Origin of the sequence: Kibdelosporangium aridum, assembly GCF_900176515.1 — a bacterium.
GTDB classification, from domain to species: domain Bacteria; phylum Actinomycetota; class Actinomycetes; order Mycobacteriales; family Pseudonocardiaceae; genus Kibdelosporangium; species Kibdelosporangium aridum.
This window is the reverse complement of record NZ_FWXV01000021.1, coordinates 72,041-94,139: the sequence shown is the minus strand read 5'-3', so window position 1 is coordinate 94,139 and position 22,099 is coordinate 72,041. Positions and strand designations below refer to the sequence as shown.

General features: G+C 65.9%; 20 protein-coding genes, 2 rRNA genes and 1 pseudogene. 15 read left to right on the top strand and 8 right to left on the bottom strand.

Annotated elements, in window-relative coordinates:
• The 7 genes from B9C43_RS53210 to B9C43_RS53180 all read left to right on the top strand — a co-directional run.
• Window positions 1-307, top strand: a 23S ribosomal RNA gene (locus B9C43_RS53210); the annotation flags it as partial.
• Window positions 308-391: 84 nt separating this feature from the next.
• Window positions 392-508: ribosomal RNA gene (gene rrf, locus B9C43_RS53205) — 5S ribosomal RNA — on the top strand.
• 231 nt (window positions 509-739) lie between these two features.
• Window positions 740-1,558 (top strand): GNAT family N-acetyltransferase, encoded by an 819-nt coding sequence (locus B9C43_RS53200; protein WP_084434807.1) that lies wholly within the window; start codon window positions 740-742, stop codon window positions 1,556-1,558.
• A 10-nt stretch (window positions 1,559-1,568) separates the two neighbouring features.
• The gene (locus B9C43_RS53195; protein WP_084434816.1) at window positions 1,569-2,315 is read left to right on the top strand and encodes a type 1 glutamine amidotransferase; all 747 of its coding nucleotides are present in this window, start codon (window positions 1,569-1,571) and stop codon (window positions 2,313-2,315) included.
• A gap of 140 nt (window positions 2,316-2,455) precedes the next feature.
• Window positions 2,456-3,592 carry an inorganic phosphate transporter gene (locus tag B9C43_RS53190; RefSeq protein ID WP_084434806.1) on the top strand — a complete coding sequence of 379 codons (1,137 nt, stop codon included), beginning with the start codon at window positions 2,456-2,458 and terminating at the stop codon, window positions 3,590-3,592.
• The gene (locus B9C43_RS53185) at window positions 3,592-3,777 is read left to right on the top strand and encodes a hypothetical protein (RefSeq protein ID WP_051897375.1); all 186 of its coding nucleotides are present in this window, start codon (window positions 3,592-3,594) and stop codon (window positions 3,775-3,777) included. The genes B9C43_RS53190 and B9C43_RS53185 overlap by 1 nt, the downstream gene beginning before the upstream one ends.
• 11 nt (window positions 3,778-3,788) lie before the next feature.
• Complete coding sequence (locus B9C43_RS53180; protein ID WP_084434805.1) at window positions 3,789-6,719, top strand: bifunctional [glutamine synthetase] adenylyltransferase/[glutamine synthetase]-adenylyl-L-tyrosine phosphorylase; 2,931 nt, start codon at window positions 3,789-3,791, stop codon at window positions 6,717-6,719.
• On the opposite strand, the gene B9C43_RS53175 is transcribed toward B9C43_RS53180, so the two are convergent.
• Together B9C43_RS53175 and B9C43_RS53170 are read right to left on the bottom strand one after the other, a co-directional pair.
• On the bottom strand, window positions 6,716-7,387 hold the full coding sequence (locus tag B9C43_RS53175; protein ID WP_084434804.1) for a hypothetical protein: 672 nt from the start codon (window positions 7,385-7,387) through the stop codon (window positions 6,716-6,718). The genes B9C43_RS53180 and B9C43_RS53175 overlap by 4 nt on opposite strands.
• Complete coding sequence (locus B9C43_RS53170) at window positions 7,380-7,946, bottom strand: RNA polymerase sigma factor (protein WP_051897376.1); 567 nt, start codon at window positions 7,944-7,946, stop codon at window positions 7,380-7,382. The genes B9C43_RS53175 and B9C43_RS53170 overlap by 8 nt, the downstream gene beginning before the upstream one ends.
• 349 nt (window positions 7,947-8,295) lie before the next feature.
• On the opposite strand from B9C43_RS53170, the gene B9C43_RS57295 reads away from it, so the two are divergent.
• On the top strand, window positions 8,296-8,466 hold the full coding sequence (locus tag B9C43_RS57295; RefSeq protein WP_160097389.1) for a hypothetical protein: 171 nt from the start codon (window positions 8,296-8,298) through the stop codon (window positions 8,464-8,466).
• Here B9C43_RS57295 and B9C43_RS53165 read toward each other — a convergent pair.
• Together B9C43_RS53165 and B9C43_RS53160 are read right to left on the bottom strand one after the other, a co-directional pair.
• Window positions 8,433-9,491, bottom strand: a complete 1,059-nt coding sequence (locus tag B9C43_RS53165; protein WP_407657192.1) for a winged helix DNA-binding domain-containing protein — start codon at window positions 9,489-9,491, stop codon at window positions 8,433-8,435. The two genes, B9C43_RS57295 and B9C43_RS53165, sit on opposite strands and share 34 nt — an antisense overlap.
• Complete coding sequence (locus B9C43_RS53160; protein ID WP_084434802.1) at window positions 9,488-10,033, bottom strand: DinB family protein; 546 nt, start codon at window positions 10,031-10,033, stop codon at window positions 9,488-9,490. The genes B9C43_RS53165 and B9C43_RS53160 overlap by 4 nt, the downstream gene beginning before the upstream one ends.
• 62 nt (window positions 10,034-10,095) lie before the next feature.
• Here B9C43_RS53160 and B9C43_RS53155 point away from each other — a divergent pair, with 62 nt between their 5' ends.
• Entirely contained in the window at window positions 10,096-11,001 is a 906-nt protein-coding gene (locus B9C43_RS53155) for a helix-turn-helix transcriptional regulator (RefSeq protein ID WP_084434801.1), read from the top strand.
• Between the two features lie 64 nt (window positions 11,002-11,065).
• Here B9C43_RS53155 and B9C43_RS53150 read toward each other — a convergent pair whose 3' ends face one another.
• Window positions 11,066-11,284: a hypothetical protein gene (locus B9C43_RS53150; RefSeq protein WP_084434800.1), complete on the bottom strand. Its 219-nt coding sequence runs from the start codon at window positions 11,282-11,284 to the stop codon at window positions 11,066-11,068.
• Between the two features lie 1,127 nt (window positions 11,285-12,411).
• On the opposite strand from B9C43_RS53150, the pseudogene B9C43_RS53145 reads away from it, so the two are divergent.
• The 3 genes and pseudogenes from B9C43_RS53145 to B9C43_RS56375 all read left to right on the top strand — a co-directional run.
• Window positions 12,412-13,301: pseudogene (locus B9C43_RS53145) on the top strand (transcriptional regulator); the annotation flags it as partial.
• A complete protein-coding gene (locus tag B9C43_RS53140; protein WP_084434799.1) occupies window positions 13,301-13,861 on the top strand; it encodes a flavoprotein in 561 nt (186 codons plus the stop codon). The pseudogene B9C43_RS53145 and the gene B9C43_RS53140, both read left to right, overlap by 1 nt.
• A gap of 54 nt (window positions 13,862-13,915) precedes the next feature.
• Window positions 13,916-14,128 carry a hypothetical protein gene (locus B9C43_RS56375; protein ID WP_143447247.1) on the top strand — a complete coding sequence of 71 codons (213 nt, stop codon included), beginning with the start codon at window positions 13,916-13,918 and terminating at the stop codon, window positions 14,126-14,128.
• 129 nt (window positions 14,129-14,257) lie between these two features.
• Here B9C43_RS56375 and glnA read toward each other — a convergent pair whose 3' ends face one another.
• A complete protein-coding gene (gene glnA, locus B9C43_RS53135; RefSeq protein ID WP_033391684.1) occupies window positions 14,258-15,682 on the bottom strand; it encodes a type I glutamate--ammonia ligase in 1,425 nt (474 codons plus the stop codon).
• 178 nt (window positions 15,683-15,860) lie between these two features.
• On the opposite strand from glnA, the gene B9C43_RS53130 reads away from it, so the two are divergent.
• Together B9C43_RS53130 and B9C43_RS53125 are read left to right on the top strand one after the other, a co-directional pair.
• Window positions 15,861-16,334, top strand: a complete 474-nt coding sequence (locus tag B9C43_RS53130) for an RDD family protein (RefSeq protein ID WP_084434815.1) — start codon at window positions 15,861-15,863, stop codon at window positions 16,332-16,334.
• The gene (locus B9C43_RS53125; protein ID WP_084434798.1) at window positions 16,331-18,322 is read left to right on the top strand and encodes a sensor histidine kinase; all 1,992 of its coding nucleotides are present in this window, start codon (window positions 16,331-16,333) and stop codon (window positions 18,320-18,322) included. The genes B9C43_RS53130 and B9C43_RS53125 overlap by 4 nt, the downstream gene beginning before the upstream one ends.
• Here B9C43_RS53125 and B9C43_RS53120 read toward each other — a convergent pair whose 3' ends face one another.
• Entirely contained in the window at window positions 18,323-19,051 is a 729-nt protein-coding gene (locus B9C43_RS53120; protein ID WP_084434814.1) for a DUF4191 domain-containing protein, read from the bottom strand.
• A 326-nt stretch (window positions 19,052-19,377) separates the two neighbouring features.
• On the opposite strand from B9C43_RS53120, the gene B9C43_RS53115 reads away from it, so the two are divergent.
• Entirely contained in the window at window positions 19,378-21,465 is a 2,088-nt protein-coding gene (locus B9C43_RS53115) for an ATP-dependent DNA helicase UvrD2 (RefSeq protein ID WP_084434797.1), read from the top strand.
• On the opposite strand, the gene B9C43_RS53110 is transcribed toward B9C43_RS53115, so the two are convergent.
• Window positions 21,454-22,041, bottom strand: coding sequence for a TetR/AcrR family transcriptional regulator (locus tag B9C43_RS53110; RefSeq protein ID WP_200826117.1), 588 nt, complete (start codon window positions 22,039-22,041; stop codon window positions 21,454-21,456). The two genes, B9C43_RS53115 and B9C43_RS53110, sit on opposite strands and share 12 nt — an antisense overlap.
• Window positions 22,042-22,099 lie beyond the last annotated feature (58 nt).

Genomic DNA, 22,099 nt, shown 5'->3' with positions numbered 1-22,099 from the left:
GTGAGACAGTTCGGTCCCTATCCGCCGCGCGCGTAGGAGACTTGAGGAAGGCTGTCCCTAGTACGAGAGGACCGGGACGGACGAACCTCTGGTGTGCCAGTTGTTCCGCCAGGGGCATGGCTGGTTGGCTACGTTCGGAAGGGATAACCGCTGAAGGCATCTAAGCGGGAAGCTCGTTCCAAGATGAGGTCTCCCACCCATTTGATGGGTTAAGGCTCCCAGCTAGACGACTGGGTTGATAGGCCAGAGATGGAAGCACGGTAACGTGTGGAGTTGACTGGTACTAATAGGCCGAGGACTTGCTCACAAAGATGTTACGCATCCACTGTACGGTTTCTGAAATACCAGACCGGACGCCCGAAAAGGGCGAGGTCTGACAATTTCAAAGGTTTGCGGTGGTTATAGCGAAGAGGAAACGCCCGGTCCCATTCCGAACCCGGAAGCTAAGCTCTTCAGCGCCGATGGTACTGCACTGGGTACGGTGTGGGAGAGTAGGTCGCCGCCGCAATTAGCTCAGAGGAGGCCCGTGTTCGCGGAAAGCGCGAACCGGGCCTTCTCTTATTGGTGTCTTCTGGGGGCCGAGCCCCCAGACCCCCACGGTGCGAGCTCGTTGCCGACCCAGCGCTGGGCGCGTTGCGCTTGGACCAGCATCACGCGCTGACGCGCGGTCTTGGGTTCGGTTGGCATCAGCGCCAGTTATTCAGTCGCGAGGATCCGTGCTGCGGTTCACTCTTGGGTGATGGAAGCACGGGTGTACGACACGGCAGCCGAGTTCCGGGAAGTTGCGGGGCCGTTGCTGGCTGCGGACCCGATCACGAACACGGTTGTGATCACCGCGACGGCAAGGCCTTGGCCTGGCGCGTTGCTGATCACCTTGCATGACAACGGGAAGCTTGTGGGTGCGGTCATTCGGACGCCGCCATATCCACTTCTTGTCAGCGCCATGCCTGCCGCGGTCGCGGCTTTCACCACCCAAGCTGTGCACGACTTGCTGCCCGACTTGCCCGCCGCGACCGGGCCGCTTGATCAAGTCGAGGCCTTTGTGGCTGCGTGGACGAAGATCACCGGTGGATCCGCCACCCGCACCACGGCGCACCGCCTTTTCAAACTCGACAAGCTCGAACCGCCCACCACCGCGGGCGCGCCACGCGCGGCGACGCGGGCCGATCTGCCGATGCTGATCGACTGGACGGCCAAGTTCATCCACGAAGCCCTTCCGCGACAGGGAGCGCACCCGATCGCGGATGAAGTGGCCGAACAGAAACTCGAACCCGGAGCGGCCAGCATCTTCTGGGAAGTCGATGGCACGCCTGTCTCCGTCGCCTCCGCCCGTGGACCACTCGAAGGTATGGCGAGAATCGCACCTGTCTACACCCCGCCGGAGCATCGCGGCCACGGTTACGCTTCCGCCGCAACGGCCGCCGCCTCCCAGTGGGCACTCGACCGTGGAGCCGAGCATGTGTTGATCACCACAGATCTGGCCAACCCCACGACGAACCGCATCTATCCGGCGATCGGCTTTCGACCCGTCCACGACTTGGCCGAATACAGGTTCTAACGTGGAAGGCATGACACGCGTGCTCGTGATCCAGCCGGACGACTCGGACCCCGTCGCGAACCTCGGTGACTGGCTGACGGCCGCCGGCGCCGAGATCCACCTCGTGCGGCCGTTCGCCGAGCCGCTCCCGGCGCTCGACGGCTACCAAGGCGTGGTCTGCCTTGGCGGCGAGATGGGCGCCATGGACGACGCGAAATACCCGTGGCTCAAGGACGTCCGCCAGCTGCTTGCCTCCGCGACCGGCAACCGGATCCCCGTGCTCGCCGTGTGCCTCGGCGGTCAGCTACTCGCGGCGGCGACGGGTGGACGCGTGGTTGTCGGCGACTCCGGCCCCGAGGTCGGGCCGTCGCTGGTGGCGAAGCGAGACGTGGCATGGACCGACCCGCTGTTCGCGGACGCGCCGCTGATGCTGGACGTCATGCACTTCCACGTCGACAGCATCGACCGGATGCCCCCAGGCGCCGAGCTGATGGCCTCGTCCGCCAAGTACCCAAACCAAGCCTTCCGGCTCAACGGCTGCGCCTACGGTGTGCAATTCCACATCGAGACGACGACGGACACGATCCTGAAGTGGGCGGCGATGGCACCGCAGCTCGCCGAGACCGCCCGCCCCGGAGCACTCGACCGGGAGAACCTCGACCAGGTCCACGCCGACATCGCCGAAACCTGGCAGCCCATCATCGAGCGATTCGTCCGCCTGGCCGCAGGCGACCTGCCAATGGCTGACCGCGCACGCAACACGCTGCCGTTGGTCTGAGCGTCGTTCAGGTACGCCGACACGCCGGTTTCGCCGCACGCTCCCGGCGTGTCCATCGTCATGCCTGGTCTGATGCCCTCGTTCACTTTCCGGTTAGGTAGCGTTCACCCGCAAGTGACCTTCAAACCGGAGGGGCATGCGTGGATCCCGCGCTTCTCGTCGTTGTGGTCGTGGCCACCGCTTTGGCCTTCGACTTCACCAACGGCTTCCACGACACGGCCAACGCGATGGCCACCTCGATCGCGACCGGCGCTCTGCGACCCAGAGTGGCCGTCGCGTTGTCAGCGGTTCTCAACCTCGTCGGCTCGTTCCTGTCCGTCGAGGTCGCCAAGACGATCTCCGGTGGCATCGTCGACGACGCCCGGATCACCCCGGCGGTCATCTTCGGCGGCTTGATCGGGGCGATCATCTGGAACCTGATCACCTGGTACGTCGGGCTGCCCTCAAGCTCGTCGCACGCGCTGTTCGGTGGGCTCATCGGTGCGACGTGGGTGGCGTCGGGCATCGACGCTGTGCACTTCGCCAAGGTCGTCGAGAAGGTGCTCGTGCCCGCTGTGGCCGCGCCGATCGTCGCCGGGATCGTGGCCGCGGGTGCGACATACCTGACCTACCGGCTGACGAGGAACGGCGACGAGGAGACGGTCGCGCGTGGATATAAGGCGGGCCAGGTGGTCTCGGCGTCGCTGGTCTCGCTGGCGCACGGCACCAACGACGCGCAGAAGACCATGGGCATCATCACCCTGGCGTTGATCGCGTCTGGCTCGCTCGCTGCCGGTTCTGGCCCGCCGACCTGGGTGATCATCAGCGCTGGTGTGGCGATCGCGCTCGGCACGTACCTCGGCGGCTGGCGGATCACGCACACACTGGGCAAGAAGCTGACCACCATCGAGCCGCCGCAGGGCTTCGCCGCGCAGACGAGCTCGGCCGTGGTGATCCTCGCGTCGTCGCACGTGGGTTTCGCGCTGTCGACAACGCACGTCTGCTCCGGTGGCGTGATGGGTTCAGGGCTCGGCCGTGCGCCGCGCGGTGTGCGTTGGGGCGTGTTTGGACGTATGGCGCTCGCGTGGCTGATCACGTTGCCAGCGGCGGGTGCCGTCGGTGCGATCGCGGGCATGGTGGCCGAACAGGGTATGGGTGGCGTCATCGGCGTCGCCGCTGCGGGAATCTTGGTGTCGTTGGGCATCTACATCGCGTCGCGACGCCGTCCGGTCCGGCCGGAGCACGTGGTCGACGAGATCGCGCCGCAGGCCGAACCCCACGAGATCAAGGTGGCCTGATGCACGTCAACTGGACTGCCCTCGGCAGCGTTTTCCTGGTCAGCCTGGTCGTGACGTTGCTCGTCACCGTGCTGTTCGCGGTCGGCATCGTGGCCAAGGGCCGCGGCAAGGTCGTGATGGCCGTCGGCAGTTTCGCCATCTGCGGAGCGGTGACCTTGCTCGGGATCGCGGTCATTCTGGCGTAGTTTCTACGGTGATGGCTGATCGCGCGCGTACCGTCACGTCCCCTGCCCGTTTCGGGCTGACGGACGACCGTGCCGAGGCCGCGTTGCGAGCCGCCGGGTGGTGGGGCGACGACGGCCCGGTCAAGGACGCCGAGCCGATGCTGGTCGCCCTGTCGCGTAGCCCCGATCCCGATCTCGCACTGCGGGGCATCGACCGGATGCGTGAGTCCGGGACGTGGTCCGAGCTGACCGCGGCCTTGCGCGAGGACGTGCGGCTGCGCGGCAACCTCATTGCGGTGCTTGGGGCTTCGACCGCGCTCGCGGATTTCCTCGTGGCGAACCCGGACAGCTGGCGCACGCTGAGCACGGGCGCCAAGCTCGACCTGATCTCCGTGGTCGCGGATCTGACCGGCCCGGACGCGGTGAAGGCGCTGCGTGCGGCATACCGGGCGCAACTGCTGCTGATCGCCGCGGACGATCTCGGGCACCTCGTCGAACCTGCACTCGCGGCACCCCCGTACGACGACGTGGCCGCACGCCTTACTGAGCTCGCAGAAGAGGCGCTGCGGGCCGCCCTCGTGGTCGCGCAGAACGAGATTGGCCCGAACAATGCCCGTCTGGCCGTCATCGCCATGGGCAAGTGCGGCGGCCGCGAGCTCAACTACGTCAGCGACGTCGACGTGGTGTTCGTCGGTGAGGACGACCTCGACGTGGCGACTCGGTTGGCCAGCCGGATGATGACGGTCGCGGGCTCGGCCTGTTTCGAGGTCGACGCGGCGCTGCGACCGGAAGGCAAGGCCGGCGCGCTGGTGCGCACGTTGGAGGGACACACCGCGTACTACCGCCGGTGGGCGCGGACGTGGGAATTCCAGGCTCTGCTCAAGGCACGTCCGGTCGCGGGCGACGCCGAACTGGGCGAGGCCTATTTGGACGTTGTCCGGCCGATGGTGTGGACGGCCGCAGACCGCGACGGTTTTGTGGCCGACGTGCAGCAAATGCGGCGCCGTGTCGAGGACCACGTGCCGGCCGAGCTTCTCGAACGCGAGCTCAAACTGGGCCGCGGCGGACTGCGGGACGTCGAGTTCGCGGTGCAGCTGCTGCAACTTGTGCACGGTCGTAGCGATGAGAGTTTGCGCCTCGGGTCGACCACGACCGCGTTGGCCGCGTTGGGTGCCGGTGGTTACGTTGGCCGTGCGGATGCCGCGGGCCTAGGGGAGTCGTATCGCTTCCTGCGCACGTTGGAACACCGTCTCCAACTGCAGAAACTGCGGCGTACGCACCTGTTCCCCGACGAGAACAACCTCGTGGACCTGCGTTGGCTCGCGCGTGCCGCGGGCGTACGGCCGGACCGTGGCCGTGCCGAGGAGCAGGTGTTGCTGTCGGAGTTCCGTCGTCACGCCAACCGGGTGCGTCGACTGCACGAAAAGCTCTTCTATCGGCCGTTGCTCGAGTCCGTGGCCAAGGTGCCGACCGAGGCTCTGCGGCTGACCGCATCGGAGGCAGCGGCACGGCTCGGTGCGCTGGGATACGCAAGCCCAGAGGGCGCGCTGAACCACATCTCGGCGCTGACCAGCGGTGTTTCGCGGCGAGCCGCGATTCAGGGCGCGTTGCTCCCTGTGTTGCTGGACCTGCTCGCGCATACGCCCGACCCAGACGGCGGATTGCTGTCGTATCGCAAGATGTCCGAAGCTTTGGCGACAACGCCCTGGTACCTGCGGTTGCTACGGGACGAAGGTGCTGTCGTGGAGCGGCTCGCGCAGTTGCTGGGCACGTCGAAGCTCGTGCCGGAGATGGTTGCGCGTGCGCCGGAAGTCCTACGGCTCCTTGCGGACACCAATGAACTCGCGGGCCGTGATCCTGCCGAGGTCGCGCAGTCGTTGCGCACGGCCGTCGGGCGGCATCGTGACCTACATGGCGCTGTCGCCGCTGCGCGGTCACTGCGACGGCACGAGTTGGCGCGAGTCGCGTGCGCCGATTTGCTCGGGCTGATGGAGACGCCCGCAGTGTGCGGGGCGTTGTCGAGCGTATGGGTCGCCGTGCTGCAATCGGCGCTTGCCGCGGCAGAACGCGAGAAGGCTGTCGAGCTGGGCGGTTGGCCGAAGGCGAAGATCGCGATCATCGGCATGGGACGGCTCGGCGGTTTCGAGTTGGGCTACAGCTCGGACGCCGACGTCATGTTCGTCTGCGAGGCAGTCGAAGGCGCCACCGATGACGAGGCCGTCAAGTTCGCGTCCGCTGTCGTCGAGTCGATGCGCCGCGCACTCGGGTCACCGAGCCAGGATCCGCCGCTGGAAGTCGACGTCGGGCTACGGCCCCAAGGCCGCCAAGGCCCACTCGTCCGGACGCTCAACTCGTACATCGCGTACTACCGGCAATGGAGCGAAGTCTGGGAATGGCAGGCGTTGCTGCGTGCCGCGTTCGTCGCCGGTGATGCCGATGTCGGTGCGCGGTTCATCAACGCGATCAATGAATTCCGTTATCCCCGAAAGGGTTTGGACTCAACGAGCGTCCGCGAGATCCGCCGGATCAAGGCCAGAGTGGACACTGAGCGGTTGCCGCGCGGCGCCGACCCGACCACGCACACCAAGCTCGGCCGGGGTGGCCTCGCCGACATCGAGTGGACCGTGCAGCTGCTGCAGTTGCAGCACGCGCACGAAGTACCCGCGTTGCGTACGCCGAGCACACTCGAAGGCCTTGCTGCTGCTGAAGAAGCAAAGCTGATCACGCCGCCGGACGCCGAGGAACTCCGTACCGCGTGGTTGCTCGCGACCAGCGTGCGCAACGCCGCGACCCTGGTGCGTGGCAAGCAGACTGACCAGGTTCCTACGTCCGGACGAGAATTGCTGGCCGTGGCACGAGCTTTGGGCTACCCAGGTGACGCCGACCCTGGCGAGTTCCTCGACTCGTACCGCCGCACAACGCGCCGAGCGCGAGCGGTGGTCGAGCGGGTCTTCTACGACTAGCCGAAGGCCAGCCGGAGTGCTTCTTCCTTGCTGAAGTCGCCTTCCAGCCGCAGCGTGACGGCGCCGTCCTGCCAGATAAGGGTTTTGCCGGACATGCGCGCGGACTCATTCTGGTACCGGCCGTGGCGGTTGATGAACAGGACCTCGTGCGGCCGCGGGATCCACAGCACCTCACGGCCGTCGACGGTGAGGTGTTCGATGTCCTGCTCATTGGCGAATTTCGCCATCGCCGGTCTGAAGTCGCCTTCGAACTCGTCGAGCCGCTTTCCGTTGTACAGCAGGGAAAGAACACGGTCGGACACCCTGACTTCGACCGGCTCACCCAACGCCGGAGGCAGCTTGACGTCGAACAGTTGCCTCGCTTCGGCCAAGCTGATCGTCCGCTCGCCGGGAACCATGGGGATGGACGGCATCGGTGGCGGAGCGTCCTGCCGGAACTCGATGCCCGCGAACCTCAGGAACTCCGCGACCGCGGCCCGTACATCGGGCGACACCGCGAAGACCAGGCCGAACGCGAGCAGCACCGCGGCCGCCGCGACCAGGATCGGGCGCAGGACCGACCGGCGTGGCTCGCTGAGCCGGGCGCGGACTTCTGCCTGGACGTCCGGCGGTTCGGGCACGTCGATGTTCAGTTGGCGGAGGGCGGCCTCAAGCTGATCGTCAGTCATGGCTCACCGCCTCCCGGAGCTTCGCCAGGGCCCTGGACAGCCGGGACTTGACGGTTCCCTTGGCCAGGCCAAGCGTTTGCGCGGTCTCCGCCTCGCTGAGGTCGAGCAGATACCGGCAGGTCACCACGGCTCTGTCCTTCTCCGGCAACGTCTTGAGGGCTCGGAGCAGATCCGTCTTGGCCGCGTCACGTACCGCGAGGGCGGCCGGGTCCCTATGGTCGACCGGGTCGTCGGCCGTTCGCAGTTCAAGCAGGTTGCGCCGCTTCGTCGCCCGATGCAGGTTCTTGGTCTCGTTGGCCACGATGCTCAGCAGCCACGGCCGGAACTGCGCGCCCTCCCGGAACCGGGACAGCGCTTTGAACGCTTTCACGAACGCCTCTTGCACCACATCGCTGGCGTCAGGACCGGCGCCGAGCAGGTAAGCCGTTCTGTGCGCGAGCGCGGTGTACCGGGCGACCAGGGTGCCGTAGGCGTCCAGGTCACCTGCCCTCGCCAGGGCTATGGCTTCCTCATCTGTGATGACACCTCTTCTACACCGCTCACGGCGGAGAGGTTCCAAAAGTGAAAGGCTCGCCGGCCGACCGAGTGCTGCGCGCGTCGGTGAGGAGGCCGACCGGCGAGTCCGATGGTCCCGGCCCAGGACGAGTCGGGGTAAATCCTGGGCCGGGCCACGTTCTTGTGACCCTTTCGTTACTCCATACGAGCACCCGTCGGCGGCGGTTCAGCGGTTCGGCGGAAACTTTTGTCAGGCCCAGCCGGCAAGGATGGCGCGGAACCGGGGCAGGATCTCGGCCAGTGTCCGGAGATCGCGTTCCTGGTACTCGCCGAAGAGCTCGACCATGGCCTGGTAGACCCCATCGAACAGGGCAAACGCCCGCTGGACTGCGTGGCCGCTGTTCGGCTGGGCCGTGTTGCAAGGGCTTGGTGGCGGTGTGCTGAGCGTGCTGCCGTTGCCGTTCCTGCCCTTCGAACCGGCGCAGACGCTGCATCACTACTCGTTCCACGTGATCTACACGCTCACGCAGATCCCTCTCGTGGTGCTGACCTACGCATCGACCCGCACGCGATCGCTTTCCTGATCCGAAAGGAACAACGCCAGTTCCTGCCCCTGCTCGCAAACGGCGACGCGGTCGGCCTTTGAGAAGCGCCGCAACGGACTGACCGTGAGCGTGCCCGCGTCAACGCTCCAGGTCGCGGCCACTCGACCGTCCACCAGCACAACGCGCTCGCCCGCGACCGACAAGCCGCGGTGTTCGTGGTCAATGATCCGGCTGCGGTCGTCGTAGCCAAGGATCGCGTTGTCGAACGCGGGCAGAAACCGCACAGGCGCAGGCGTTTCCGGATCGGGCCGCGGCGCATCGGGAAGATCGAGCAGCTCCCGGCCACGCTCGTCCCGGAACGTCACCAGCTCATCCCGGATCGCGGCCACCGCCTTCGGCAACCCGGCCAAGCCACTCCAAGCGCGAATGTCAGCTACGGCGGCGGGTCCGAACGCAGCGAGATAGCGACGTATCAACGCTTCGTCCCGCGTCACCGGATCGATCTCACGGCCCAGCCATGCGGAGAGCGCCACATTGCGAACTCCGCCCTTGGCCCGCCACAACCCGCGTGGCGGCGCCTGCACCACCGGAACAAGAGCGGCAATCAGCAATTCACCCAACGGCCGCGACCCCGGCTCCAACCCCAGCGCCTCGACGAGCTCCCTCATCGAACGGGCCTCGCCGTCGCTCATCACCTTCAAGCCCGCGACCTTGAGCTCCTCGAGGTCAACCCCCTCAAGCTCACCGCGGTAAACCCCAAGCACACGCTGGCGCAGCATCGTGTCGAATCGCGCCCGCCAAGCAAGAACATCCTCGGCCGTGAGCAAGTGGACAGTGCGGCGCATGAGATGAACCCGCACAACCCGCCGTTGCTCAAGGAGTTCGTCGAGAGTTCCTGGCACGAACCCATGAACACGCGACCAGAGCCCAACGAACGGTTCCTGAGGTTCCTGAGCCTGCAGGCCGCAGACGTGGGCGACGGCGTCCCGCACCGGCAAGTCGCTGCGGTCAAGCAGCAACTGCCGGGCGAGCGTCGCGCGGTTGAGCGACCGCGAGTCCATCATGTGGATGTCTGCCCGTCGATCGACTCACGCAGGATGTCCGCATGGCCGGCATGCTGAGCCGTCTCAGAAATGAGCTGCATCAAGACCCGTCGAACACTGCGCACAGCCCCAGGCTCATTCCACGGCGCTTCAGGCAGCGGCTGCGCCTTCGACAGATCGGTGATCCCACCGACGACCTCCTCGGTGTTCCGCGCAACCTCCTCATACCGCTGGACAACGCTGGTCAAGGTGTCACCCGGCAACATCCGAAAGTCATTCTGGTAGTCAACCATCCACTGTGGAAACTCGCGGGCCGTGCCGGCGGCGATGTCCGCCCAGGTAACCCCGTCAGGCAAGTCATGGCGATCCGGGTTGCCGGCAATGAAGCGAACCCATCCCGCCTCAGTGGACGCAGCATGCTTGATCAACCCACCCAGACACAACGCACTGGCAGTCGGCCGCTCGCCCGCCTGCTCGTCACTGAGTCCGCTAGTGGTCTTGAGCAGTGCGGCCCGAGCCTCGGCAAGCTGAGCCAACAGTTCAGTCTTCTCATCAATAGGCACGACGAAAGATTCGCAGCCAAAGCGGCCAGGGTGTGTCCTCTACTTCAGACAATATTGAAAACATGCCAAAGACCTCAGCCAGACTCCTGTCGCTGCTAACGCTGCTGCAGGCGCGCCGCGACTGGCCAGGAGCGGTCTTGGCCTCGCGCCTGGAAGTCAGCCCCCGAACGGTCCGCCGCGACGTCGACCGTCTCCGCGAACTCGGCTACCCCATCGTGACAACAAAAGGCCCCGACGGCGGCTACCGCCTCGAAGCAGGCACAGAACTACCGCCAATGTTGTTCGACGACGACCAAGCCATCGCGCTGGCAATAGCACTCCAAACCGCCACCTCAGAAGCCGCAGCCCGAGCCCTCACAACCATCCGACAAGTAATGCCAACCCGCCTCCGCCACCGCATAGACACTCTCCAAGCCACCGCAGTCCCACCCCCACCGGTCGACGGCAGCGTATTGATGGCGATCAGCACCGCGATCCGCGCCCACGAAGTCCTCCGCTTCGACCACACAACGGGGCTCCGCCGCGTCGAACCCCACCACCTCGTAACCAAAGCAGGCCGCTGGTACCTAGTGGCCTGGGACCTCGACCGCGCCGACTGGCGAACCTTCCGCGCAGACAAGATAAGCCCACGCATCCCCACCGGCCCACGTTTCGCCGCACGCGACCTACCAGTCGAAAACGCGGCCGAATTCGTGGAAAACACCTTCAAAGGCAGCCCCACCGGCTGGCCCTGCCGAGGCGAAGTCATCCTCAACCTGCCAACAGCTGACATCGCCCCCTACGCCCACGACGCCATCATCGAAGAACTCACCCCAAACCGCTGCCGCCTGACCATCGGCGCCTGGTCCTGGCCCGGCCTAGCCGCCACAATCGGCCGATTCGACGCCGACATCGAAGTAATCGGCCCACCCGAACTCAAAGCCGCCTTCGCCCACCTAGCCTACCGCTACACCAAAGCCTCCACATGATCAGGCCGACGGCCGTGGATGTCCTTGATCGCCGGCTTGGTGTCCAGCTGGGTACTACAGCCGATCAGACGTCGAGGCCTGTCGACCACCGGCTTCGACCTGCGGCCCGTTGGCGTGCACCCCTTTTGACCTGCTGGTTCTTGGTCGTCGTTGACGGTCGTTGATCGACACTCGCCGACGTCTGACGGCCTGGAGACGGCCTGATCTTGGTCCGCCGTGGGTTGCTCGGCCCGAACACCTTGCTGAGTTCGTACCTGGTCCAGAGCACGAGTTGTGTACCCATCCGGTGCCTCCTTGGTGACGGGCGAGATCAAGGTGAGTTGGTCGGTCCCTGCCCGACCCCTTTCCTCGCCCCTGCCGCGCGTTAGCACCGGGTCGGCGGTGTCAAGGGGGCGAATGCCCATCGCGTCAGCGACGCCGTAGGCGCCCTTGATGCCGCTGGGCCGGTGTTAAACGATTAAAGGGGAGGGACCCCTGGTGGCGCCTGTGTATGAGCCGGGGATGGTCACTGATTCGTAGTTTGACGGTGTTTTGGTACGGCGTGAACACTTGCCGCCCTGATGGGCGTGCACCTCCCCCTCGGCACGTTCGTCAACGTCAGCCCGCCCGTTTCTTCTCGGGGGAACGGACGGGCTGGCTCATGTCCGGCGCGTACTGCCGGCCTGGCCTCCGGTTGGGCGCGGCGCCGCTGCGCGCCTTGATGCCGCTTGCCCGGTGTTAAACGATCAAAGGGGAGGGCCTGTGGTGCGGCGTCTTGTGGGGTGGTTTGACGTCGGCGCAGACTCGATCGGACGAGGTGGCTTGCAGGGAAGTTCGCCTCGGCCTGGTGGGACGTGCTGCCCCCCGCACCTCCGGCTGGGTTAGGCCCCCGGTGTCTGGGTCATGGTCATAGGACGCCGGGGGCCGTCGCATGTCCGGGGGTGATGTCGCCGATGTGGCTGTTGGTGTTGGGTGCGTCGTGGCGGTTGCTGGGTCATGCGGGCAGCTTGGGGCCGTGCCGGGCGGCCGACCGGGCGTAGCGGAGCGGGAGCCCGGTCGTGGCGCGATGGATCGGTCCCGGGCTGCGAGCGTGACGCGCGCCGCCGGCGGCGCGCCTTGATCCGATAGAGCCAAATTCGGCAACAAACCATGCGATGCGACCGGTCTTTGGCCGTACACTTTCCGGGCGCAGGGTTAAGATTTGATTGCCCTGAAGTTGAACCGGAGTGCGTGGGCTTTGAGGTGATCTTGTGGGTTCGGGAAGTTCTGACGAGTCTTCAATGTTTTCTGGTGCCCCTGAACAGGAAACTGATCCGAAAATCGCATCGACAAGTAATGGTGCGTCGAAGTTGGACATCTGGGAGTTTGTTAATACACGAAGATTTGTTCCGCAGCCGCTCAAGCGTATGGCTCGCCAGAAAATGACCAAAACAGCCTGTCGCGCAGTGGACTGAGGCGGCCTGGATGGACTACCAGGCCGGACAGATCGGGCGTGTGGTCGCGGTCTTGCCGAGATTGATTAAGACGGCGCAGCAGATAGAGTCCAACAACGTCGACGAGGCTGACAACCGGCTGGCGGCAACGGTCTCGGCGCGGATCACCACTTGACGGCCACGACGTTGAGCAAGATCGGTGAGGCGGACTTGGCGTGGATCGCGGCGGAAAGAGCTATGCACGCAGCCGACGTCGCTGATGACCCGTTGGTGTTGGCCTCGGCGGCCAGGTCCGGCACGCATGCGTTGTTGGCGACTGGGCGGTTTGAGGACGCGTTGGAGTTGGGAAACGCGGCGGCGAAGTACCTGGAGCCGAGGATGCGCGAGGGTGACGCGAGCGCCTTGAGTCTCTACGGCATGCTGCATTTGCGGGCGGCGGTGGCTGCCGCGCGGCACCGGGAACGTGCGACGGCGAACGAGTTGTTGGGGAAGGCTGAAGAGGCAGCCAACTCGTTGGGCCGAGACGCGAACTACTGGCATACGGGATTCGGTCCGCGCAACGTGAGGCTCCACCAACTCTCAGCATCGTTGGACCTAGGCGACATCTCCGATGTGATCGATCACGGACCACGTGTGGACACGGACGGCCTGCCGATCGAGCGACAAGTGACGCACCTGATCGACTTGGCGCGAGCGTTGAGCTTGCTGGCGAAGGATGACCAAGCGCTACAGGTGTTGTTGTCCGCGGAACAGAAGTCGCCGTCACTGTTGCGGCACAGTGCGACCACACGTGAGGTCCTGCGAACCATGTATCGGCGGGCACCTGTCAAGAAGTCCTCGTTGTTGCTGGCGTTGGCGCAGCGCTGCCGCGCGGTGAATGAGAACTGATGAGTGGTCCCGTTGTCGGGTTGGTCGGGTCTGCGGCTGGCGGCGTCGAAGAGATCGCATCCAAGCTGATCGAGCCGGTGATGCAACGCGGGCTAAGGGTCGCGGTGACGCTCACGCCGACGGCGTGGACATGGCTTGACGCTATGGGTGAGGTCGACAAGATCGAGCAGTTGACCGGGCTTCCGGTGCGGCACAAGCCGAGGATGCCTTGGGAGGACAGTCCACATCCGAAGGTGGACTGCTATGCGGTCGTGCCTGCGACCTCCAACACGGTTGCGAAGATGGCGCTCGGTATCGCGGACAACCAAGCCCTGACTCAGGTTTGTGAAGCGATCGGATTGGGTGAAGTACCGGTCGTGGTGTTCCCGCGTGTCAACGCGGCCCATGTGAACCATCCTGCCTGGGATGACCACATTGCCAAGTTGACGAGAGCTGGCGTGCGGTTGGTCATGGGGGAGGCCATCTGGCCGTTGCACAAGCCGGGGTCGGCGCCAGGCAAGGAACTTCCGTGGGCTGCGATTCTTGATTTGATTTTCGAAGCTGTCCACATAGGTCAGTGACACCCGGACAGTTTGTCCGGGTCGTTGCGCCCGGTAGCCGGTTTCCTTGCGGGCATGAACGTAAGCACTCACTGGCAGGTTGGTTCGCAGTCCCGCGTGATCGTGCAGCCGAAGGATGAGTGGGATCCGCCGAGGCTGTTCATGGCTGACGCGTCGAGCTCAGTCACGCTGGTGCCGCCCGCGGATCGCGAGCAGCACCCGGAGTTCGTGCAGTTTCTGAAGGAGCTCACGGAGGCTGCTCGCGAACTTGGGGCGATGTGTCAGTGACCATGGACTTGGTGCGGGCGTTGCGAGTGAAGGCGCCGCTGCCGTAGGACGAGGCCCTGAAACTGATCAGGCCGGCGGCCGAGATGTCCTCGACCGCCGGCCTGGTGTCCAGCTGGGTACTACTGCCGATCAGACGTCGTAGTACAGGGCGAACTCGTACGGGTGCGGGCGCAGACGCAGCGGGTCGATCTCGTTCTCGCGCTTGAACGCGATCCACGTCTCGATCACGTCCGGCGTGAACACGCCGCCCTCGAGCAGGAACTCGTGGTCGCCCTCGAGGGTGTCGAGCACCGTGCCCAGGTCGGCCGGGACCTGCTTGACGTTCTTGGCCTCCTCGGGCGGCAGCTCGTAGAGGTCCTTGTCGATCGGGGCTGGCGGCTCGATCTTGTTCTTGATGCCGTCGAGGCCCGCCATCACCATCGCCGAGAAGGCGAGGTACGGGTTACCCGACGAGTCGGGGCAGCGGAACTCGATGCGCTTGGCCTTCGGGTTGTTGCCGGTCACCGGGATGCGCACACAGGCCGAACGGTTGCGCTGCGAGTACACCAGGCTCACCGGGGCCTCGAAGCCCGGCACCAGACGGTGGTACGAGTTCACCGTCGGGTTCGTGAACGCCAGCAGCGACGGCGCGTGGTGCAGGATTCCGCCGATGTAGTGACGTGCCGCGTCCGAGAGACCTGCGTAGCCGGACTCGTCGTGGAACAGCGGCTCGCCGTCCTTCCACAGCGACTGGTGGGCGTGCATGCCCGAGCCGTTGTCGCCGTAGAGGGGCTTCGGCATGAAGGTCGCGGTCTTGCCCGCGGCCCACGCCGTGTTCTTCACGATGTACTTGAACAGCTGCAGGTCGTCCGCCGCGTGCAGCAGGGTGTTGAACTTGTAGTTGATCTCCGCCTGGCCCGCGGTGCCCACCTCGTGGTGCGCGCGCTCCACCGTGAAACCGGAGTTGATCAGGTTCAGCGAGATCTGGTCACGCAGGTCGGCGAAGTGGTCGACCGGCGGCACCGGGAAGTAGCCACCCTTGAACTTCGTCTTGTACCCGCGGTTTCCGCCTTCCTCGTCCGCGCCGGTGTTCCACCAGCCCTCGACCGAGTCGATCTCGTGGAAGGAGCCGTTCTCGGCGTTGTCGAAGCGCACCGAGTCGAAGATGTAGAACTCCGCCTCCGGGCCGAAGTACGCGGTGTCCGCGATGCCGGACTCCGTGATGTACTGCTCCGCCTTGCGCGCGATGTTGCGCGGGTCGCGGCTGTAGGGCTCACGGGTGAAGGGGTCGTGCACGAAGAAGTTCAGGATCAGGGTCTTCTCGATCCGGAACGGGTCCACGCGCGCGGTGTAGGGGTCCGGCAGCAGCAGCATGTCCGATTCGTGGATCGACTGGAAGCCCCGGACCGAGGACCCGTCGAAGGCCAGGCCATCCTCGAACGCGGACTCGTCGAACGATTCCGCCGGGACCGTGAAGTGCTGCATGATGCCCGGCAGGTCACAGAACCGGACGTCGACGAACCGAACCTGCTCGTCCTTGATGAAGCGCAAGACCTCGTCGGGGCTATTGAACACGCTCGTAGGCTCCTTACTCAGTGCTTGGCGCCGACGGGCGCCCCACTTCCGTCGTGAAGCTATGAGCGTGGTGTTGCCCGACCGTCACCCGGATGTTTCGCCGATGTTAACGAGCCTCGCAATGCCGGAATTGTGAGGCGTTGGACGGCGCCTTGTGACGTGGTTCTACTCTGGTGGGGTGACAAGGTGGACCGGATCGTGGTTGTCCGGGCCCCGCGCCGCGCTCGAGCCTGGCGCGGACGCCGGCGACCGTCCCGCGCAGAGCTACCCGGGCGAGCGCTTGGGGCTCCCCGAAGAGGGCCCCGGCTCGGTGGCCGGAACAGGCGTGCGCGCGCTTGCCCTGTTGATCGACGCCGTGCTGTCAGGCCTGGTCGCAGGCCTGTTCACCGCGCCTGAGCTGCCCCGGAACTGGAGTTTGCTGGCGTGGTTCCTGATCACGGTGATCGCCGTTTCCTTCTTCGGGTTCACGCCCGGTATGAAGATGCTTGGTATCCGTGTCGCCCGGCTGGGTGAGAACCCGATGGTCGGTCCACTGCGCGCGATACCGAGGACAATCCTGGTCGCGTTGATCATCCCTGCCGCGATCTGGGACGCCGACCGCAGGGGACTTCACGACAAGCTCTTCGGCACGGTGGTCGTGCGCACCCGTTGACCGGCCGGTTGATCGCCGCGGGCCTGGCGCTGTTCGGGCTGCTCACCGGCGTGGCCGCGGCGATCGTCACCGAGGCGCTCGACGCGTGGGGCTACTCCGGGTACGCCGCCATGCCGCTGGACGTCGAGATCGCGATCTTCTACGCCGCCATGGGCTTCCTGGTGACCTGGCGCAAGCCCCGCAACCTGGTCGGCTGGGCGCTGGTCACGATCGCCGCGTGGGACGGCTTCATGGCCTTGATGACCGCGTTGGTCGGCGCGTTCGATTCACCGGACGACCCAGCCGCCCGGCTGTTCGAGGCGATTCAGCACGCCGGGTGGTCGCCGCCGATCTGGGCGATCGCGACCTTGCTGCCGTTGATCTACCCGGACGGCAGGCTGCCGAGTAAGCGTTGGTGGTGGGCGGTCGGGTTCGCGTCGTTCGGGATCGTGGCGTACCTGGTCGGTGGGACGCTGTCCGAAGGCGTGCACGGCAGCAAGTACACCGTCCACAATCCAGCCGCTGTCCCTGAGCTGCAAGGGTTTGCGACGTTCCTGGTCGAGACGTCCGAGGTCATTCTGATCGCCGCGTCGGTGATCGCGTTGATCGGTCTGGGCGTCCGGTGGCGCAGGTCGACGGGCGTGCAGGCGCGGCGGCTGTCACTGCTGTTCTGGGTGCTGCTTTTCGGTGGCGCACAAGCGGTTCTGCGCAACTTCGTGGCGATGCCCATCGTGGTGGACCACATTCTCGAAGTCCTCGCCGCGGCGCTCGTGCCGACCGCGGTCGCGGTCGCCGTCACGCGGGATCGGTTGTACGACTTGGATCTCGCGGTGCGCCGGGCGATTGTGGGGTTGGTCGTCACGGTCACCCTGCTGGCGTGCTACCTCGGGCTCTACGCGAGCCTGTCGTTCATCACGCCGATCGACACGGCGTTCGAGGCCGGAATCGTTGGTGCCGCGATCTTCCCGATCGCGTTGCTGCTGACGCGGTGGGTCCGGCAGGTCGCGTGGGGCAGGCGTGTCGACATCGTCGAAGCCGTAACCGCTCTGGGACAACGGATGCGCGATCGCATCGAGGTGTCCGAAGTGCCCGCCGCGGTGTGCGAGGAGATCGTCAACTCGCTGCACCTGCGGTTCGCCCGGCTCGAACTCGAAACACCCGATGGCGGGCGGACATTGGCCGAAGTGCGCAAATGCGCCGACGACGAAGCCGAACCGGTGACCTTCGTCCTCTGGCACCGCGGCACGGTCGTCGGCAGGTTGCTCGTCGGGGCACCCGAGGGACGTACGCACCTGGACGAGATGCTGACCCAAGCGCTCGCGTCCTTAGCTGACCAAGTGGCGCCTGTCGTCGCCGCACTTCGGTTGGACGAGGAACTCCTACGCAGCCGGGAACAGTTGGTCACCGCGCGCGAGGAAGAACGAGGACGGCTCTCGCGCGACTTGCACGACGACGTGGGACCGACGCTCGCGGGCATCCGGCTGCAACTCGACGCCGTGCGCGCGAAGTTGCCGGATGACGCACCGGCTATCGAGCTGATGGACCGTGCGGTGACTGCTATCCACGACGCGTTGGGCATCGTGCGCCGGGTCGCGTACCGCTTGCGACCGCCGGAGCTGGAAACGCTGGGACTGGTTGGCGCGCTTCGTGAACTCGCGCTGTTCCTGTCAGCGCCGACGCTGAAGGTGGAGACCCAACTGCCGGACGACGTGTCTGCGTTGTCGCAGTCCATCGAGGTCGCCGCGTACCGGATCGTCGCCGAGGCGCTGACCAACGTCGTGAAGCACGCCAAGGCGACCTCGGCATCGGTCAGCCTGTCGATCAACGGCGAGGGCGTGGTCGTGGAGATCCAGGACGACGGGGTCGGGCTGCCGACCGACGCCGGCAGCCGCGGCATGGGACTGAAATTCATGGCCCAGCGGGCACAGGAGATCGCAGGCCAGTTCTCCTGCCAATCCACCGAGCACGGAACGCTTGTCCGAGCGGTACTTCCGTTACGGAATCGTTGATCAGCGGCGGCGGATGGTGCGCTGCACGTTGCGCATCTTGGCGCCCTGCGGCATCGGGCCCTTCGGCAGCGCGGCGCCACGGCTGGCCAGCGCGGACAGCCGCTTCTCGATCACGTCGACCTGCTTGGGGCCGAGGTTGCGGGGCAGCTTCATCAGCCGCGACTGCAGCTTGGCCAGCGGAACCTGGCCTTCCTCGTTGCCGATGATCAGGTCGTAGATCGGGGTGTCGCCGACCAGGCGCGAAATGCGCTTCTTCTCCTGCGCGAGCAGCGTCTTCACCCGGTGCGGCGCGCCCTCGGCGACCAGCACAATGCCCGGACGGCCCAAGACACGGTGCACCGCGTCGAGCTGGGTCGTCGCGGCGACGGTCGGGGTGACGCGCCAGCCACGCTTGAGGTTCTCCAGCGCCCACGCGCCCGCACCCGGCTGACCGTCAGCCTTGCTGAACACGTTGCGCTGCACGCGACGGCCGAACACGATCACCGCGCCGAGCACACCGAACATGATGCCGACCGGCAGCGCCATCCAGTGGATGTCGAACAGCATGCCGAGCAGGAACACCGCCGCGGTGATCACCAGGAAGACCCCGAGCATCCACGGGATCAGCAGCTTGTCTTCCTTGCGCTGCATCTTGAAGGCCTGCCAGATCTGGCTGCGCTTCGCCTTCGACTCCGCCTTGCGCGCGGCCTTAGCCGCCTTGAGGGCTTCCTTGTCCTGCTTACTGGCCATGAAGACCAGGATACGGGCCGGGCGAAACCGTACGAAGAGACCGTTCGCCCCGACGCCCAACCGCACGCCACCCTCGCGAAAAGAAGACAGCCCCACCGCTGCCGGGAGGCGCCAAGATGACAGCCCCCACCACTCCCAGGAGGCGCCGAGAAGACAGCCCCCACCACTCCCGGGGGGCGACCCCGAACCCAGTCTACTCGGGATAAGGGCTGGTCAAAGGGTTACTGGGTGGTTGTGGACAACTAGATTTGCGAACGGACCGTTCGCACCGACACGCCCGCCCAACGCGTTGACGGCTCCGAGACGGGCTCTGTCAGGATGAAATCATGGTCGGCGAAGCAGAAAAAAACCTCCTGGAGGGCCTGGATCCGGAGCAGCGCGCGGCAGTGCAGGCCCCGCGCGGACCGGTCTGCGTACTCGCCGGCGCGGGCACAGGCAAAACACGGACGATCACCCATCGGATCGCCTATCTCTGCCATACCGGGCACGTCTCCGCAGGTCAGGTCCTCGCTGTGACGTTCACCAACCGCGCGGCCGGTGAGATGCGCACCCGGTTGCGGGCGCTGGGCATTCCGGCGGCGCAGGCGCGGACGTTTCACAGTGCGGCATTGCGGCAGCTTCGGTATTTCTGGCCGCGGGTGGTCGGTGACGCGCCGTGGAATCTGATCGAGGGCAAGCTGCGGCTGATCGGCCAGGCCGCGCACAAGGTCGGTGCGCCCACCGAGGTCGAGGTGCTGCGTGACCTGGCCAGCGAGATCGAGTGGGCGAAAGCGTCGCTGGTCTCGCCGGACGACTACCCGGATGCGATCCGGCGCAGGCATCGCACGCCTCCAGTGCCCGCTGAGCAGGTCGTCGCCGTCTACCAGGGCTACGAGAAACTCAAGAACAGGGCGAAACTCCTGGACTTCGACGACCTGTTGCTGCACACCGCGGCCGTACTGGAGGAGCACCCTCAGGTCGCCGAGGAGTTCCATGAGCGCTACCGCTGTTTCGTGGTGGACGAATATCAGGACGTCACGCCACTGCAGCAACGCGTGCTCGACGGTTGGCTCGGGCAACGCGACGACCTGACTGTGGTTGGCGACGCGAACCAGACGATCTACTCGTTCGCGGGTGCGTCGCCGCGGCCGCTGCTGGAGTTCACACGGCGCTTTCCCGAGGCGAGCGTGATCCGACTGGAACGTGACTACCGCTCGACTCCGCAGGTGGTCACGCTGGCCAACCAGGTCATCTCGGCGGCGCGTGATCGTCCCGCGGGTTCGCGGCTCAAGCTGATCGGCCAGCGGCCGGCCGGTCCGGTGCCGCAATTCCATGAATACGACGACGAGCCGGCCGAGGCGGCGGCCGTTGCCGAGCGGATCAAGGACTTGGTGGACGCGGGCACGCCGCTGAGTGAGATCGCCGTGCTGTACCGGGTCAACGCGCAGTCCGAGGCATACGAGCAGGCACTGACCGAGGCCGGAATCCCATACCTGGTGCGCGGTGGGGAGCGGTTCTTCGAGCGCCAAGAGGTCCGGCAGGCCATGTCGGCACTGCGGATGGCGAGCGCGGACGCGCCCGAGGGCGAATTGCCGGATCTGGTCCGGCGGACGTTGGAGCGGGTCGGGCTGACCGCCGAACCGCCGACCGGTGGATCGGCGCGAGAGCGCTGGGAATCGTTGCTGGCCATTGTGGAGTTGGCCGAGGAACTGACCGCCACGGTGCAGGGCGCGGACCTGCCCAGGTTCGTCGCCGAACTTGAAACGCGTGCGGCTGCGCAGCATCCGCCGACGGTCGAGGGAGTGACGCTGGCGTCGTTGCACGCGTCGAAGGGCCTTGAATGGGACGCGGTTTTCCTGATCGGGCTGGTCGATGGGACGTTGCCGATCCAGTTCGCCGACGGTGACGAGCCCGCGATCGAGGAGGAACGCCGACTGCTCTACGTCGGGGTGACGCGTGCTCGCGAACATCTCTGGCTGTCGTGGTCGTTGTCACGCTCGCCGGGCGGGCGTCGGCACCGGCGGCGTTGCAGGTTCCTTTATGGCCTGATCCCGGACGATCACCCGACGGCCCGGTTGGTGCGGCGGGACAACAACCACAACCACACCAAGGGCCCGGCGGCGAAGCTGTCGTGCCGCGTCTGTGGCCGATCGCTGGTCGGTACGGTCGCGACCAAACTGGGGCGGTGCACGGATTGCCCGTCGGACGTCGACGAGGAGCTGCTGAGCAAACTGCGCGACTGGCGGATGACGCGTGCCAAGGAGCTCAAGGTTCCTGCGTACGTTGTCTTCACTGACGCGACCCTGATGGCGATCGCGGAGCAACGCCCGACCGACCCGGCTGGCCTGGTCTCGATCTCCGGGATCGGCGCGGCCAAGCTCAACCGGTTCGGCGAGGACGTGCTTGCGCTGGTGAACAACGGGTCAGCGAAGTAGTCCGCCGAGCGCCGCGGCCACGATCTTGTCGGCCTCTTCCTGGGTGAGCGGCTTGTGGCCAGTCATCACCCGGAAGATCAACGGGCCGAACAAGATGTCGGTGGCCGTCTCCGCGTCGATCGACGGTTTCACCTCGCCACGATCGACTGCCCGTTGCCACAGCGTCGCGACCGCCTTGCGACGGTCGGCGAGGAAAAAGTGCCGGAAGTAAGGCGCGCCTGTGGGATCGGTGACACACGCCGCGAGGAGCTGCGCGAACACCGGTTGGGCCGCGTAGAACGCGCTCACCTGACGGACCTGCTCGGTCAGGTCACCGACGGCTGTGCCGGTGTCCGGCAGGGGAAGGGCCTCGCCCATCCATCGGCCGAACGCCTCTGCTGCGATGGCCGTTTTGGACGGCCAGTGCTTGTAGATCGTCGCCTTGCTCACGCCAGAGCGTGCGGAGACCGCGTCGCAGGTCGCCGCGCTCAGGCCGCCTTCCTTGAGCAGGTCGACAGCGGCTGCCAGGGCGGACTCGTGCACCCGCTGGCTGCGTGCACCGCTGGGCAGGGCTTGGATGCCCTGCGACTTAGACACCGGCATCGTCGTGGTCCGTCGAGGTCGAAAGGTCGCGCCAGGTCCGCTGTTCCTGGGC